Genomic DNA, 15,042 nt, shown 5'->3' on the forward strand with positions numbered 1-15,042 from the left:
CCGCCGGCCTCGGCCGGGGCAGGAGGGGATGCAGTCATGAGATGCCTTCGCGAAGGTGCCTGACGGACGTCAGTCAAGCACGCAGCATGCCTCAAGCGGTGCGGCAGTCCAGCCAGAGCATCTGGTAGGGCGCGAGTTCGAGCGGGCGGCGCAGGTCGGCGTGGCCGCCGCCGATCAGCTCCTCGGCCGCGGCCGGCATGCCCGAGAGCACATGCGCCTCGATGCGCTGCGGCTGCTCGCTGAAGTTGGCCAGCACCAGCACGCTGCCGCGCGCCGCCGGGCGCATGAAGCCCAGCACGTGCGGGTTCTTGCTCCAGAACGCGATCAGCCGGTTGCCGGCGAAGCAGTCGAGCGAGCGCCGCACCTCGATCAGCCGGCGCAGCCCGCCGTAGATGCGGCCGGCGTCGCTGGCCGCGTCGTGGCGCTGCGCGTAGCGCGCCGCGTCGCGGCGCGGCCGGTGCACCCAGCGGCTGTCGTCGCCCTTGCCGGGCTCGTTCACGTAGCCGGGGTCGTTCAACGTGCCGACCTCGTCGCCGAGGTAGATCAGCGGGATGCCGCCGGCCGCCAGCGCCACGCCGTGCAGCAGCAGGATGCGCGCCACCGCATGCGGGTCGTGCTGCTCGAGCCCGCACAGCGAGGCGCAGGTGCCGCTGATGCGGCAGTCGCCGGTGGCCGGGTTGTCCTGGAAGGGCACGCCGCGCGCGAAGCTGCCGGGGAAGCGGTTGACGTAGAAGCGGTTCAGGAACTGCCGGTGGTCGAAGCCCCTGATGCCGAGCTGGATCGCGTCTTCATCCGCGAAGGTCCAGCCGATGTCGTCGTGGCTGCGCACGTAGTTGACCCAGGCGGTGCCGGCGGGCAGCGCGTGGCGCCGCTCGAGTGCCTGCTGCAGCAGGGCGACCTGGCGCGTGGCCAGGCTCTCCCACAGCAGCGCCATCTGCAGCGGGTTGTAGGAGATCTGGCACTCGGCCGGCGCGATGTACTTCACCACGTCGTCCGGGTGCACGATGGCCTCGCTCTTGAACAGCAGCGCCGGCGCGGCGATGCGCGCCAGCGCGTTGTAGGCGCGCAGCAGCGTGTGCGCCTCGGGCAGGTTCTCGCAGGACGTGCCCAGGCGCTTCCAGATGAAGGCCACCGCGTCCATGCGCAGGAACTCGACGCCGAGGTTGGCGATGGCCAGCATCTCGCCGGCCATCGCCGCGAACACCTTCGGGTTGGCGTAGTTCAGGTCCCACTGGTAGGAGTGGAAGGTGGTCCAGACCCAGCGGCCGTCCTCCAGCTGCGAGAAGGCACCGGGGTGCTCGTCGGGGAAGATCTCGCGCAGCGTGCGCTCGTAGCGGTCGGGCTCGGTGCGGTCGGGGAAGATGAAGAAGAAGTCGCGGTAGGCCGGGTCACCGGCCTTCGCGGCCACGGCCCAGTCGTGCTCGTCGGAGGTGTGGTTGAACACGAAGTCGAGCACCAGCGAGATGCCGGCCTCGCGCAGCTGGCCGGCCAGCGTGCGCAGTTCGGCGATCGTGCCGAGCTTCGGGTGCGTCTCGCGGTAGCTGCTGACGGCGTAGCCGCCGTCGCTGTGCGGCTCGGGGCACTTGAACACCGGCATCAGGTGCAGGTAGCTCAGCCCGAGTTCGCGGAAGTACGGGATCTGCGCCGCGATGCCGGCGAAGTGGCCCGCGTACAGGTCGACATAGCAGACGCCGCCGAGCATCGTCTGCGACTGGAACCAGTCCGGATCGTGCTCGCGTGTGTCGTCCAGCGCCTTGAGTTCGGGCGGCCGCTCGCACCACTGGGCGTAGACGCCGGCCAGCAGGTCGACCAGCACCGGCTCGAAATCGAGCCGCTGGCCGTACAGGCGCGCCAGTTCGTCGCGCAGCGTGCCGAGATGGCGGCGCAGGCGCGCGTCGAAGGCCGGCCAATGGACAGCGCCGTCGGGTGCCACCCGGTCGCGCAGCGCGCGCCAGAGCCGGCCGAGCTGTTCGTCCGGCGCGACCCAGTCCGCGCCCTGCGCGTGCTTCGGATCCAGCATGTCTCCTCCGTCTTGTTCGGTCGCCAAAGCGATTTGATTATCCTCCAAATCGCTTTGAGCTCAAGGCAACCTGACCTGCGACAAGGTCGTTCCCGGTCCCCGCGGAGGCCGGTCCGGCTGGCCCGACAATCCCCGCATGGCTTCCCTGAGCGCGACCTTGCGCGAACGCACTGCCGCTGCCCACCGGCGCGTCGAAGGCACGCCCTTCGTGCGGGCCCTGCTGGCCGGGCGGCTGGACCGGGCCGGCTACACGCTGCTGTTGCGCAGCCTGCACGAGGTCTACGCCGCGCTCGAGGCGGCGCTGGGCGCGCAGCCCGCGCTCGCGCCGCTGGTCCACCCCGCCCTGCCGCGCAGTGAGGCGCTCGGCGAAGACCTGGTCCTGCTGCACGGCCCGCGCTGGCGCGAGGAACTGGCGCCGCGCCCCGCCTCGATCGGCTACGCCCGGCGCCTGGGCGAACTCGCCGCCGCCCAGCCGCTGCTGCTGGCCGCCCATGCCTACGTGCGCTACCTGGGCGACCTGAGCGGCGGCCAGGTGCTCGGCCGCATCGTGCAGCGCAGCCTCGGCCTGGCCGGAGAGGCCGGCACGCGCTTCTACCGATTCGAGGCGCCGCCCGACTCGCTCGCGCAGGGGCTGCGCGCCGGACTGGACGCCCTGGTGGTGGATGCGCCGCAGCGCGAGGCCCCGCTGGACGAGGCGCTGGCGGCCTTCGGGCGCCACGAGCACCTGTTCGCCGAACTGCAGGCGATGCGCTGAACGGGGCCCCGGGGCGGCGCGTTCAGCGGCCGCGCCGGAAGCGGCGGATGCGCTCGTACAGCAGCGTGGCGCGCTGGGTCGAGGCCTCGAGCTCCTCGAGCACCGGCACCACCGAGGGCGCCGACGGCCCGTCCGCGATGTCCATCGCCGCCAGGCTGGCGTTGGCCAGGATGGCGCTGCCGAGTTCGTCCTGCCCGGCGGCCGTGGCCAGCGGCCGGGCGCGTGCCAGCGCCTGCTCCAGGTGCTCGCGCGCCTGCGCGGCGCGGCGCGTCGCCGTCAGGTTCTCCAGCACCAGGATGTGGCCGAGCACGGTGCCGTCGCGCGCCGGCACCACCTCGACACGCAATGCCACCGGCACGGGCGGTTCGAGCGCCAGGGTCAGTTCGGCGCGCCAGGAGCGCCCGTCGTTGCCGAGCGTGGCGAGGCGGCGGCGCGCGGCGTCGGCCTCGACGAAGCAGGCCGCGAGCGCGTCCAGGTCGGGCAGCGCGCGCGCGTCGCGCCCGGTCAGGCGGTGGAAGGCTTCGTTGGCGAACAGCGTGCGGTGGTCGGCATCGGCGACGATCACCGCCTCGTTGGCGCCGCCGACCGTCGCGCGCAGCCGGGCGAGCTGGTGCTCGGCGATCAGCAGCCGCACCGCGTTGACCTGCACGATGATGTCGTTCAGCGCCGTGCCGATGGCGCGCGCCAGCGCCAGCTCGCCGCCGGTCCAGGGTGCGGCGGTGCCGCGCACCATCTCCGACCAGGCCGCGAAGGAGCGCCGCGGCGAGAGCTGCAGCGGATCGTCGTCGATCATCGGCTTGCCGGGGTTGCCGGCCCAGGTGACCGACATCAGCTGCTCCTTGCGCAGCCACATCAGGTAGTCGGGCCGGTGGTTCGACAGGCGCACCGCGATCACGCCGCTGGCGGTGGGCGTCAGCGCGGACAGGGCCGGGTTGGCCTGTTCCACCGCCGAGCAGGCGAACAGGTCCTCACGCGGCCGGGTTTCGATCCAGTCGCGCAGCGCGCGCAGCTGCGGGGTCGACGGCACCTCGCCGGTGGTCAGCACCTCGTCGTCGTGGAACAGCACTGCGCCGCTCGCGTCCAGCGGCTGCAGCAGGGTGCGCGGGTTGCGCAGCAGCGCCAGGCGCCAGTCGCCCTCGGTCGAGGTGGCCTCGATCAGGCGCTGTTCGAGCCGGCGCACCTGGATCGCCACCTGCGCGTAGGCGTAGTTCTCGATCGCCGCCAGGCGCGTGGCGATGACCTCGGCGAGCAGGTCGGAGGCGGCGCGCAGCGCGTAAGGCAGGCGCCGCGCCGCGTAGTGGTGGCAGGCCACCAGGCCCCACAGCCGTCCCTCGCGCACCAGCGAGACCACCAGCGTCGCGGTGACTCCCATGTTGCGCAGGTACTGCAGGTGCAGCGGCGACATGCTGCGCAGGCTGCACATCGACATGTCGAGCTCGGCCCCCTCCGGCAGCCGCGCCGGCTGCAACGGCGCGGCCGGCGCGTCGACGTCGACCAGCACGCGCACGCGGTTGCGCAGGTACAGCTCGCGGGCACGCTGCGGGATGTCGGTGGACGGGTAGTGATGGCCGAGCAGCGACTCGAGGCGCGGGTCGCGTGCCTCGGCGATCACCTTGCCGTGGCCGTCGGGGTCGAACTGGTAGACCATGACCCGGTCGTAACCGGTCAGATCGCGGAACACGCGCACCACCGCGTCGGCCAGCGTGCCGACGGTGGCCGCGCCGTTGAAACGCTGCAGGGCCCGCGCGAGCGCGCCGTCGAGGTCGGCGGACACCGGCTCGCCCGGCTCGGGCTCGAGCTCGACCACCAGGCCCTGGCCCGGCACGCGATGCAGGCTGCCCTCGAAGACCTGCGGCGTGCCGCGCACCGTCAGCGTGGTGCGCAGCGGCGCCAGTTCGCCCAGCTGCGGGTCCCGCGCCAGCTCGCGCACGGTCGCGTCGACCTCGGCCCCGAGCTCGCGCAGGCTGCGGCCCAGCAGGTCACCGGGCTGTGCGCCGAGCAGCCCGGCGACGTTCGCGCTCGCCTGCAGCACCGTCAGCGCGGGTTCCTGCAGCGTCAGCAGCAGGCCATGCGGCTGCACCGAGCCGGCGAGGTGGATCAGCTCGCGCTCGCAGTTGGTCAGGTCGGCCTGACCGAAGGCGGGAGACTGGTCGTTCACGACTTGCGGGGCGTGCGCCGGCCACGCCGGCGCCGGGCCAGATTGTCGCGGCTGACGCCCAGCAGCTCGGCCGCTGCCGCCGCGTCGCCGCCGCAACGCTGCAGCGCGGCCTGGATGAAGTGGCGCTCGGCCAGCACGGCCGCCTCGCGCAGCATCTGCGTCAGGCTGGTGTGACCCAGCTGTCCGTCCAGCGCCTCCCAGGCCTGCAGGAAGGCACGCTGCGGCGCGGCCGCGAGGCCGTTCGCGTCGCCCGGGCGCACGACCAGGCCGATGCCTTCCTGGTCGCCCTCGGTGAGCCAGCTGGCCGACACGTGCGCGCCGTGCGCCGTGGCACTGCCGCGCAGCGCGAAGCCGTCGCGCTCGGCCAGGCCCTCGCGGCGCGTGTCGGCGAGCAGCACGTCGAGCGGCTGCCGGTCGTCACCGAGCCAGTCCGACAGCGGGCGGCCCACCAGCGCGGCCTCGCCCGGCTGGCCGATCAGCGCGGCGAAGGATTCGTCGCAGGCCCGCACGTGGCCGGCGGCATCGGTGATCACCACCGCCGCGTCGCCCGGGTCGGCCTGGCGGCGGCGCTCGGCGGCCGACGGCTCGCCTTCGGTCGGGTCGCGCAGGCGCAGCAGCAGCCGCTGCGAGGCACCGACCCGGAACGGCGTGGCCGCCACGCTGACGTAGGCGTGCGCGCCGGCGAGCCGGGCACGCAACTCGACCGGGCGGCCGCCGCTGCGCGCGGTGACGAGCAACTCGTCCACCGCGGCGCGTGAATGGGCGTCGAAAAGCTGCACGGCCGGTCGGCCGAGCGGCGACTCGTCCGTGCCGAGCCGCTGCGCCGCCGCGTTGGTCGAGCGCACGATGCCGCTCTCGGCGTCGAGCACCAGCAGCGCGTCGGTGACCACCTGGCGCAGCGCACGATCGCGTGTCTCGGCCCGGCGCGCGCGCCAGTAGCCGCGCTCGAGCTCCTGCTGGGCGTCGAGGAACTGCTGCTGGATGGCCGCGATCGCACGCAGGTCGCGCCCCACCGCCAGCACCGGCCCGCGGGTCCCGAGCCGGATGGCGGTATAGGCCACCGGGATGTCGGACCCCGCGCCGCCCGGGTGGCTGACCTCGCGGCGCCGCGCCAGCCCGGTGCTCGCGACGTCGCCCAGCAGCAGCTCGATCTTGCGCCGCGTCTCGGCGGTGACGGTGTCGGCCCAGGACCTGCCGACCCACTGTGCGGCCTCCGGCGCCATCGGCGTGCCGACGGACTGCGCCACCCCGGTGATCACGCCGCTGGCATCCATCACCAGGGCGATGTCGCTGGACAGGGAGACGAAGGTCTGCGCCAGTTCGTTGACCCAGGGCGACAAAGCCTCCAGGTCGCTGGTAGTGCCCGAGCGTTGGTTCACGCGCCGTCTCCTGTGTCGGGCTCGGAAGCTGGAATCGTCGGGGCATTCTATGCCCCGGGTCGTGAGCCTCCGATGCGCTGGATCAGGTCGCAGATGTGGGCGATCCCGGCCACTGCAAGCCAGAGGGCGGTCCAGGGCCAGGCGAGGCCGCTCGCCACGCCGCGCAGCGCCATCACCAGCGCGAAACCGGCCCCGAGCATCGCCAGCACCTCGGCGGCGCGCGGTCCGCGCCCGGTGCGCCGGTGCCGCCACAGCAGCCAGGCCGCCTCGACGAGCAGCAGCCCCGCGATCAGGTCGGCGGCGCGTGCCGCGTCGAGCCAGTCGAACCGGTCGGGCATGGTCAGAAGGGGCCGTTGAGCCGCACCACCTCGAGGTTGAGCAGCGCCGCGAACGCCACCCAGGCCAGGTACGGCAGCAGCAGCAGCGCGGCGCGGCGCGAGCTGCGCCAGCACACCACCATCATCAGCAGGATCGAGGCCCACAGGAACGTGACCTCGGCGAAGGCCCAGTCGGGCCGGCGCAGGCGGAAGAACAGCAGGCTCCACAGCACGTTGAGGAAGCCGTTCAGCGCGAACACGATCAGGATGCCGCTGCGCTGCCGCGCGCCGGCGTGGCGCCAGGCCATGACGCCGGACAGCGCAGTGAGCGCGAAGATCAGCGTCCAGGCCGGGCCGAACAGTGCATCCGGCGGTTTCCAGGGCGGCTGCTTCAGCTGCGCGTACCAGTCGCCCAGGTCGGTCGACAGTCCGCCGAGCACGGCCACGCCGAGCGCGGCCAGCGCCGCGACCAGCACGGCGCGCCTCGACTGCGGCCGCTGCGGGTGTGCGCCGGGGCCGTCGTCAGACACGGGCCAGCCCCAGCAGGTGCGCCATGTCCTTGAAGAAGATGCGCACGTGGGCGAGCGGCCGGGCCCGCACCAGCTGCTTGTTCATGTAGGCCTCGAAGGTGAGCTGCTGCACGTCGCGGTCGCGGCAGATCGCGACGAAGCGCTCGCGGCGCCGGTCGCTGCCGTACCAGAAGCGCTGCATGAGGCCCAGCACCCAGAACACCCGGCCGTGGGCGCGCAGGAAGCGCTTGCGCGCCTGCGCCAGTGCGCGCGCGTCGCCGCTGCGCAGGCAGGCCTCGACCGCCTCGGCGGCCAGCTGGCCGCTGGCCATCGCGTAGTAGATGCCCTCGCCCGAGGCCGGCGCCACGACCCCGGCCGCATCGCCGGCCAGCACCACGTCGCGTCCGTTGTCCCAGCGCGGCAGCGGCTGCAGCGGGATCGGCGCGCCCTCGCGGCGCAGCGTCTGCGCGCCTTCCAGGCCGCTGGCGCGGCGCAGTGCGGCAGTGGCGCCGCGCAGCGAGAAACCCTTGTCGGCGCTGCCGGTGCCCACCGACAGCGTCGATCCGTGCGGGAACACCCAGCCGTAGAAGTCGGGCGAGAACACGCCGCGGTAGACCACGTCGCAGCGCGCGCCGTCGTAGCTGGCCGGCGGCTGCTCGGGCGTGCGCAGGATCTCGTGGTAGGCGAACACGAAGCGCCCGCATTCGGCGCCGGGGATGGCCTGGCGCGCGAGCTCCGAGCGCGCGCCGTCGGCACCGACCACGCAGCGTGCGCGCACGCTCGCCGCGCTGCCGTCGGGCCGCCGCACGTGCAGCCGCGCCGTGCCGTCGGCATCACGCTCGAAGCGCTCGAAGCGGCCGGTGACACGCACCGCGCCGGCCTGTGCGGCGCGCTCGCGCAGCCATTCGTCGAACGGGCCGCGGTCGACCATGCCGACGTAGCCGCCCTCGATCGGAATGTCGACCCGGGCGTCGCTCGGCGCCACCATGCGCGCGCAGCGGATGCGCGCGACGAGCAGGTGGTCGGGGATCTGGAAGTCGCGGATCAGCCGCGGCGGGATCGCGCCGCCGCAGGGCTTGATGCGGCCGGCATGGTCGAGCAGCAGCACGCTGCGGCCCTGCCGGGCCAGCTGGTGCGCAGCCGTCGCGCCGGACGGCCCGCCGCCGATCACGACGGCATCGTAGGTGTGACCGGTCGCTGCCATGGATCGCCTGCCTTTCCCTGCACCGCCGCGGCGGGCTCGATGGCCGCCGCCAGCCGGGCGGCGACGACGAACAACAAGGCCTCGGCACCGAACACGATCGCGTAGGCCTCGCCGGGTGCGGGCACGGCCAGGCGCACCAGGTCGCTGGCCCCCGCGCCGAGCAGGCCGCCGCCGCCGAAGGCGATCGCCTGCGCCGCGCCCCACAGTCCCATGCGCGTGCCCTCGCGACCGCGCCGGCCGGCGCCGGCCAGCCGCATCATCGAACCGATGGCGGCGATCGAGAACGCGCCGTTGGCCGCACCGAGCGCGAACACCGTCGCATGCAGCGGCCACGCGCCGCCGACGAAGCCGGCCATGCACAGGCCGGCCAGCGCCAGCGCCGAGGCGAGGCAGCCGCCGACCGTCCAGGCGCGCAGCGAGCCGAAGGCGCGGCGTCCGGCCAGGCCGGCGGCCAGCATGCCGGCGAACACACCGCCGTGCTGCACGCCCGAGAGCTGCGTCGTCGCGCCCGGGCCGAGCCCGAACACCACGCCGGCAAAGGGCTCGAGGATCAGGTCCTGGGCGCTGAAGGCAAGCATCGACACCGCGACGAAGATCGTGAAGCGGCGCGCGACCGGCTCGCTCCAGACCTCGCGCAGCGCGGCGCGGAACTCGGGGTGTTCCTTCCGCGCCGGCGCCGCGGGCTGCGCTGCGGCCGAGGCCTTCTCGACACCCCACACCGCCAGCAGCGTCACCAGCCAGGCGAGCAGCGAGACGGCGCTGCTGACGGCCACGAGCCGTGCGGGCGAGTACGGGTCGAGCCAGCGGCCGGCCAGGCCGGCGGTGATCGCGAAGCCGGCGATCATCATCATCCACACCACGGTGGCCGCGCCGGCACGGCGCCCCTCGGGCACGCGCTTGGCCAGCAGCACCAGCAAGGCGGTGCCGCTGCCCGCCACGCCGAGCCCGACCAGCGCATAGGCCAGCGTGACCAGCGCCAGCCCGGCCGGGCGGTCGGTGCCGGCCCAGGCCACGCCGAGCGCGGCCAGCGCACCGCCCGCACCGAGCACGGCCATGCCGCCGATGATCCACGGCGTGCAGCGTCCGCCGACGTCGGCGCCGAAGCCCAGGCGCGGCCGCGCGAGTTGCACCGCATGGTGCAGCGCGACCAGCAGCCCCGGCACCAGCGCCGGCAGCGCCAGCTCGACCACCATCACGCGGTTCAGCGTCGAGGTGGTCAGCACGACGATCGCGCCCAGCGCCATCTGCACCAGGCCGAGGCGGAACACACCCAGCCAGTTCACGATGCGAGGGCCGAGCGCAACGCGAAGGCGCTGACCAGCATGCCGGCAACGAAGAAGTTGATGCCGAGCGCGCTGTACCAGGTGGCGCGGGCGAGAGGATCGGCGACGAAGCGGCGCATCAGCACCAATTGCACCGCCAGCAGCGCGGCGACACCGGCCGCGTGCCACGGCGCGCCCCACCACAGCAGCAGTGCGATCACGCCGGCCTGCGGCAGTGCCATGGTCCAGCAGGCCACGCGTGCCGCGGCATCGATGCCCAGGCGCACCGGCAGCGAGCCGATGCCCATGCGCCGGTCGCCCTCGACCGACTTGAAGTCGTTCAAGGTCATGATGCCGTGGGCCCCGAGGCTGTAGAGCGCCGCGAGCGCGAGGGAGCGGGCGTCGGGCAGCGCGCCGCCGGCCATCACCGCCGCGCCGGTGGCCCAGGCCAGGCCCTCGTAGCACAGCCCGCAGGCCGCATTGCCCCACCAGCCGTTGCGCTTCAGGCGCAGCGGCGGCGCGCTGTAGGCCCAGGCGAGCGCCAGCCCGAGGGCCGCCGCCGCGAATCCCCAGGGCCCGAGCGCGAGGCCCACCGCCAGCGACACCAGCGTCCACAGCGTGGCGATGTAGAGACCCCAGCGGCCCGGCATGCGGCCCGAGGGGATCGGGCGCTGCGGCTCGTTGATCGCGTCGACATGGCGGTCGAACCAGTCGTTCACCGCCTGGCTGGTGGCGCAGACCATCGGCCCGGCCAGCAGCAGCCCCAGCAGCACCAGCGCCCAGCGCTCGGACAGCGCCACGCCGGAGGCGACCGCCCCGCAGCCGAAGGCCCACATGGGCGGGAACCAGGTGATCGGCTTGAACAGCTCGGCAACGGCCGACGGCGCGGGGAGGGCCATCGGCTCATTCTGGAAGCGACACCCTGGAGTGTCAATCCAGATTTACACGTGTCGCGTCAGGATTCGCTCTCGCCGAGGTCGCCGAGCCCGTAGCGGCGCAGCTTGACGTACAGGCTCTGGCGCGAGAGGCCGAGCATCTGCGCGGCCGAGGCGCGGTTGTCGCCGGTCAGCTTGAGCGCCGCCTCGATGCACAGCTGCTCGATCAGGTCGGTGGTCTCGCCGACGATGTCCTTCAGCGGCACGCGTCCCACCAGCTCGGCCAGCTCGCCGGCGGAGCGCGGCAGCTCGCCGGCCGCGCGCGGCTCGGCCGACAGGCGCCGGCCGACGTCGCGCACCGCGAAGGCGAGCGCGCTGCGCCCGCCCTGCTCGGCCGCCGAGGCCGAGATCTCGACCTCGGTGCTGGCACCGTCCTCGCCGCGCAGCAGGGTCGAGAACAGGCGCACCGCGCCGTTCTGGCGCACGTTCTGCAGCAGCACGCCGAGCTCCACGCCGGTGCGGCCGAGCCAGCGGTCGAGCAGTTCGCCGCGCGCCTGCTCCTCGCTGCCGAGCTGGGCCATCGCCAGGAAGGCCGCATTGGCCAGCAGGATGCGCCCGTCGCTGTCGGTGAACACGAGGCCGTCGGGCGCGCTGCGCACGAAGCCGAGCAGCAGGCTGTCGCCCTCGCCGGACGCCGCCGCGCGCGGCTCGGCGCCGAAGCGCGTCAGGCGCACCAGCAGCAGCGAGGCATCGTCCTGCCGGAAGCTGGACAGGGCCACGCTGACACGCTCGCCGCCGTCGGCCAGCGTGGCGCGCACCGCCTCGCTCTTGCGCGCCGCGCGGGCCGCGGCCAGCGCGGCCTGCAGCGGGCGCGCCCCGGGCTGCTCGAACAGCGCCGTCAGCGAGCTGCCCGCGATCCGGCGCGTGCTGCTGCCGCCGATCAAGGCCGTGGCGGCCGGGTTGGCCTCGAGGATCTTCAGCGTCGCCGCGTCGGCGATCAGCACCGCCTCCGACGAGGACTGGAACAGGTGGCGGTACCGTGTCTCCGCCTGGCGGAAGCGCCAGTAGTCGCGCTCCATCGCCTGCTGCGCCTCGATCAGGCGCAGCTGCAGCGCCTCGGTGGCGCGCAGGTCGCGCCCGATCACCACGGTGCGCACGGCGCCGCCATGGGCGCTGCCGAGTTGCACCGCGGAGTAGAGCACCGGCCAGTCGCTGCCGCTGGGCGAAGGATGGTTGACCTGGCGCCAGCGTGGTGCCTGGGCCGCGTCGCGCAGCAGCGCCTCGACCTTGGCCCGGCTCTCGACGGTGACCGTGTCGATCCAGGAGCGACCGACCCACTGCCCGGTGTTCTCGGCCGCGGCCGCCTCGCTGCCGACGATCACGTCGCGGATCACGCCGTCCGCGTCGAGCATCAGCGCGACGTCGCTGGCCGCCGACACCAGGCGCTGCACGTCCGCTCCCTCCAGGTCGCCGAGCGCTGCCTTCCCTGACGGCCTGCGCCTGCCCGCCCCGATCGGGCCGCGGGTCGATGTTTTCATGACAGTGCCCGTCCGTGGACCGGACGAGGGATCAGTAGCGTTTCACTCGGCCGGCGATACTGCTTTCGGCCACGGCGGGTGCTTCGCTGCCATCCGGGGCGGAGGCATCGGCCCCCACCTCGCGCGCCAGGTGCGGCTTCAGGAAGAACACCGGCCCGCCGACCAGTATCGGCAAGCCCCGGTTGCACGACGCGCTGCGCACCGCGGCGATGCAGCCGGGCAACCAGTCGAGCCGCGCTTCGCTGCCCACCGAGAAACCGACCGCGTCGAACCATTCGCGCCGCACCGCCGTGATCGGATCGGTGTCCGCTCCCGCGCCCCCGGCCACGACCTCCCATCCGGCTCGGCGAAAGAACTCGGCGACCATCGACAGGCCGAAGGTGTGCTGCTCGCCCGGCGCGCGCACCAGCAGGACGCGGCGACCGTTGGGCGGATGACCCACCTCGACCCCGAAGGCCGGGCTCAATTCTCGCATCATTCGCTGCAGTCGCCCGAGGCCCACCGTCACCGCGGTGAAGTCGCACTCGTCGTTCGCCCACAGCTCGCCCAGCCGTCGCGCCACCGGCGCGAACAGGTCGATCAGGATGGTCTCGACGGACAGGGGCCGGGCGCGCAGTTCGTCGAGCCGCTCGGTCAGGCGCGCTTCGGGCGCACGGGCCACCAGGCGCGCGAAGGCGTCGACGTCCGTCGGCGCCAGCGCCACCGAGCGCGCATCGTTGCAGGCCTCGGGGTGATCGGCCAGCCGGTGCGCGGCGGCCAGGCGGGGGATCACGTCGCGCTCGAGCGCACGCGCCAGCAAGGCCATGCGCTGCGACGCCGGGACGCTCGCTGGGGAGATGTCGGGGGATGCATCGCGCATCCGCTGAGGCCGCGCGTCCGACCGCGCGGCGGTCGGCGATGCCTCTGCCTTCGGACCACCTTGCATCGAACCCTCCTGGCTCTTGTCTCGCGGACTTCTCGGGATGTACTGCTCGAGGGCCTTGGAGGGGCGAGTCTTTGCAGCGCTGCGCCAATGCTCGGGAGACAGACGGGCGGATCGTTCTTGCCGGATCTTCCTGGTGCAGACGGGGGGCGCGGTCGGTGAGCATGGGTTGTACTCCTCGACCCGCCATGCGTCAAATGGTCGGCCTGCGCGGCGTGATGCACCGCCGCCTCGGTCTTCCATGAGGGACATGATCGGCGCCGTGCGGGTTCATGTCAAGCATGGTTTACGTCTACTCTGATTGACACTCTGGGGGGAAAAGCCTAGTCTGGCCGGCATCAAGACGACGAGTCCACGAGTGACGATGTCTCCGCGCCCGGCCCCCGTGCCGCTGTACACCGCCGAAGAACGCGCCCGCCGCGACGCCAGTGCCTGGACCGTGGTGCAGGGTGTGCTGGCGCCGCTGCAGTTCCTCGCCTTTGCGCTGAGCCTGGTGCTGCTGCTGCGCTACCTGGCCACCGGCGCGGGCGAGCAGGCGGCCACCGTCTCGGTGCTGGTCAAGACCGCGCTGCTGTACCTGATCATGGTGACCGGCAGCATCTGGGAGAAGGTGGTGTTCGGCCGCTGGCTGTTCGCCCCCGCCTTCTACTGGGAAGACATGTTCAGCATGCTGGTGCTGGCGCTGCACACGGCCTACCTGGCCGCGCTCGCCGGCCACTGGCTCGACGGCCGCGGCCTCGCCTGGCTGGCGCTGGCCGCCTACGCCGCCTACGTGATCAACGCGACGCAGTTCCTGCTCAAGCTGCGCGCGGCGCGGCTGCAGCAGCAGCGCGGACCGCTGGCCCAGGGAGCCGCCGCATGAACCGCGTGATCCCGCTGCGCGAACGCGGCCAGCGCGAGGTGTTCTGCGGGTTGACCGGCATCGTCTGGCTGCACCGCAAGGTGCAGGACGCGTTCTTCCTGGTGGTCGGCTCGCGCACCTGCGCGCACCTGGTCCAGAGCGCCGCCGGCGTGATGATCTTCGCCGAGCCGCGCTTCGCCACCGCGATCATCGACGAGCGCGACCTGGCCGGTCTGGCCGATTGCCACGACGAACTCGACCGCGTGGTCGCCCGGCTGCTCGCGCGCCGGCCCGAGATCCGCACGCTGTTCCTGGTCGGCTCCTGCCCGTCGGAGGTGATCAAGCTCGACCTGGCGCGCGCCGCGCAGCGGCTCGACGGCGTGCATGCGCCGCAGGTGCGCGTGCTCAACTACTCGGGCAGCGGCATCGAGACCACCTTCACGCAGGGCGAGGACGCCTGCCTCGCGGCCTGGGTGCCGCGCCTGCCGCGCGAGGGCGCCGCGCCGCTGCTGGTGGTGGGCTCGCTGCCCGACGTGGTGGAGGACCAGTTCGCGCGGCTGTTCGGCGCGCTCGGCATCCCGGTGCGCTTCTTCCCGCCGCGCCGCTCGACCGAGCTGCCGGCGGTCGGCCCGGGCACGCGTTTCCTGCTCGCCCAGCCCTTCCTGGCCGAGACCGCGCGGCTGCTCGAGGAGCGCGGCGCGGTGCACCTGGCGGCGCCCTTCCCGTTCGGCGAGGAAGGCACGACCGGCTGGCTGCGCGCCGCGGCCGCCGCCTTCGAGATTCCGCCGGCGCTGTTCGACGCCGTCACGCGGCCCGGCCGCGAGCGCGCCCGCACGGCACTCGCGGCGCACCACGCGCGGCTGGCCGGCAAGCGTGTGTTCCTGTTCCCGGATTCGCAGCTCGAGGTGCCGCTGGCGCGCTTCCTGGCGCGCGAGCTCGGCATGCAGCTGGTCGAGGTCGGCACGCCCTACCTGCACCGCGCCCACCTGGCGCACGAGCTGCCGCTGCTGCCCGAGGGCGTCACGCTGTCCGAGGGCCAGGACGTGGAACGCCAGCTCGACCGCTGCCGCGCTGCCCGGCCCGACCTCGTGGTCTGCGGGCTCGGCCTCGCGAACACGCTGGAGGCCGAGGGCCTGACGACCAAGTGGTCCATCGAGCTGGTGTTCAGCCCGGTGCACGGCTACGAGCAGGCCGGCGACCTGGCGGAGCTGTTCGCCCGCCCGCTGGTGCGCAAGGAAAAGCTCGCGAACGCGGCGGCCTGAC

Annotated in this window: 13 protein-coding genes; 3 read left to right on the forward strand and 10 right to left on the reverse strand. The window is 73.4% G+C overall.

Annotation, left to right across the window (positions count from 1 at the left end):
- Positions 1–91: 91 nt before the first annotated feature.
- Positions 92–2,020, reverse strand: a complete 1,929-nt coding sequence (locus D9C15_RS04985) for an amylosucrase (RefSeq protein WP_127996339.1) — start codon at positions 2,018–2,020, stop codon at positions 92–94.
- 136 nt (positions 2,021–2,156) lie between these two features.
- Here D9C15_RS04985 and D9C15_RS04990 point away from each other — a divergent pair, with 136 nt between their 5' ends.
- Entirely contained in the window at positions 2,157–2,774 is a 618-nt protein-coding gene (locus tag D9C15_RS04990; RefSeq protein WP_127996340.1) for a biliverdin-producing heme oxygenase, read from the forward strand.
- A 22-nt stretch (positions 2,775–2,796) separates the two neighbouring features.
- Here D9C15_RS04990 and D9C15_RS04995 read toward each other — a convergent pair whose 3' ends face one another.
- The 9 genes from D9C15_RS04995 to D9C15_RS05035 all read right to left on the reverse strand — a co-directional run bounded on the left by D9C15_RS04995 (position 2,797) and on the right by D9C15_RS05035 (position 12,821).
- Positions 2,797–4,932 carry a GAF domain-containing protein gene (locus tag D9C15_RS04995; RefSeq protein ID WP_127996341.1) on the reverse strand — a complete coding sequence of 712 codons (2,136 nt, stop codon included), beginning with the start codon at positions 4,930–4,932 and terminating at the stop codon, positions 2,797–2,799.
- The gene (locus D9C15_RS05000) at positions 4,929–6,311 is read right to left on the reverse strand and encodes a PAS domain-containing protein (RefSeq protein WP_127996342.1); all 1,383 of its coding nucleotides are present in this window, start codon (positions 6,309–6,311) and stop codon (positions 4,929–4,931) included. The genes D9C15_RS04995 and D9C15_RS05000 overlap by 4 nt, the downstream gene beginning before the upstream one ends.
- A 47-nt stretch (positions 6,312–6,358) precedes the next feature.
- A complete protein-coding gene (locus D9C15_RS05005; protein WP_127996343.1) occupies positions 6,359–6,649 on the reverse strand; it encodes a hypothetical protein in 291 nt (96 codons plus the stop codon).
- Positions 6,650–6,651: 2 nt separating this feature from the next.
- Positions 6,652–7,158 (reverse strand): TspO/MBR family protein, encoded by a 507-nt coding sequence (locus D9C15_RS05010; protein WP_205854722.1) that lies wholly within the window; start codon positions 7,156–7,158, stop codon positions 6,652–6,654.
- Positions 7,151–8,341, reverse strand: coding sequence for a geranylgeranyl diphosphate reductase (locus D9C15_RS05015; protein ID WP_127996344.1), 1,191 nt, complete (start codon positions 8,339–8,341; stop codon positions 7,151–7,153). Before D9C15_RS05015 ends, D9C15_RS05010 begins: the two co-directional genes overlap by 8 nt.
- Entirely contained in the window at positions 8,305–9,624 is a 1,320-nt protein-coding gene (locus D9C15_RS05020; RefSeq protein WP_240668292.1) for a BCD family MFS transporter, read from the reverse strand. The genes D9C15_RS05015 and D9C15_RS05020 overlap by 37 nt, the downstream gene beginning before the upstream one ends.
- A complete protein-coding gene (gene chlG / locus D9C15_RS05025; RefSeq protein WP_127996345.1) occupies positions 9,621–10,502 on the reverse strand; it encodes a chlorophyll synthase ChlG in 882 nt (293 codons plus the stop codon). Before chlG ends, D9C15_RS05020 begins: the two co-directional genes overlap by 4 nt.
- Before the next feature lie 56 nt (positions 10,503–10,558).
- Positions 10,559–11,929, reverse strand: a complete 1,371-nt coding sequence (gene ppsR, locus D9C15_RS05030) for a transcriptional regulator PpsR (RefSeq protein WP_240668293.1) — start codon at positions 11,927–11,929, stop codon at positions 10,559–10,561.
- Between the two features lie 118 nt (positions 11,930–12,047).
- Positions 12,048–12,821, reverse strand: coding sequence for a cobalamin B12-binding domain-containing protein (locus D9C15_RS05035; protein ID WP_205854723.1), 774 nt, complete (start codon positions 12,819–12,821; stop codon positions 12,048–12,050).
- A 481-nt stretch (positions 12,822–13,302) separates the two neighbouring features.
- On the opposite strand from D9C15_RS05035, the gene bchF reads away from it, so the two are divergent.
- Positions 13,303–13,800 carry a 2-vinyl bacteriochlorophyllide hydratase gene (gene bchF / locus D9C15_RS05040; protein ID WP_127996348.1) on the forward strand — a complete coding sequence of 166 codons (498 nt, stop codon included), beginning with the start codon at positions 13,303–13,305 and terminating at the stop codon, positions 13,798–13,800.
- Entirely contained in the window at positions 13,797–15,041 is a 1,245-nt protein-coding gene (locus tag D9C15_RS05045) for a ferredoxin:protochlorophyllide reductase (ATP-dependent) subunit N (RefSeq protein WP_127996349.1), read from the forward strand. Before bchF ends, D9C15_RS05045 begins: the two co-directional genes overlap by 4 nt.
- Position 15,042 lies beyond the last annotated feature (1 nt).

The organism is Piscinibacter defluvii, assembly GCF_004011805.1.
Taxonomy (GTDB): domain Bacteria; phylum Pseudomonadota; class Gammaproteobacteria; order Burkholderiales; family Burkholderiaceae_C; genus Piscinibacter; species Piscinibacter defluvii.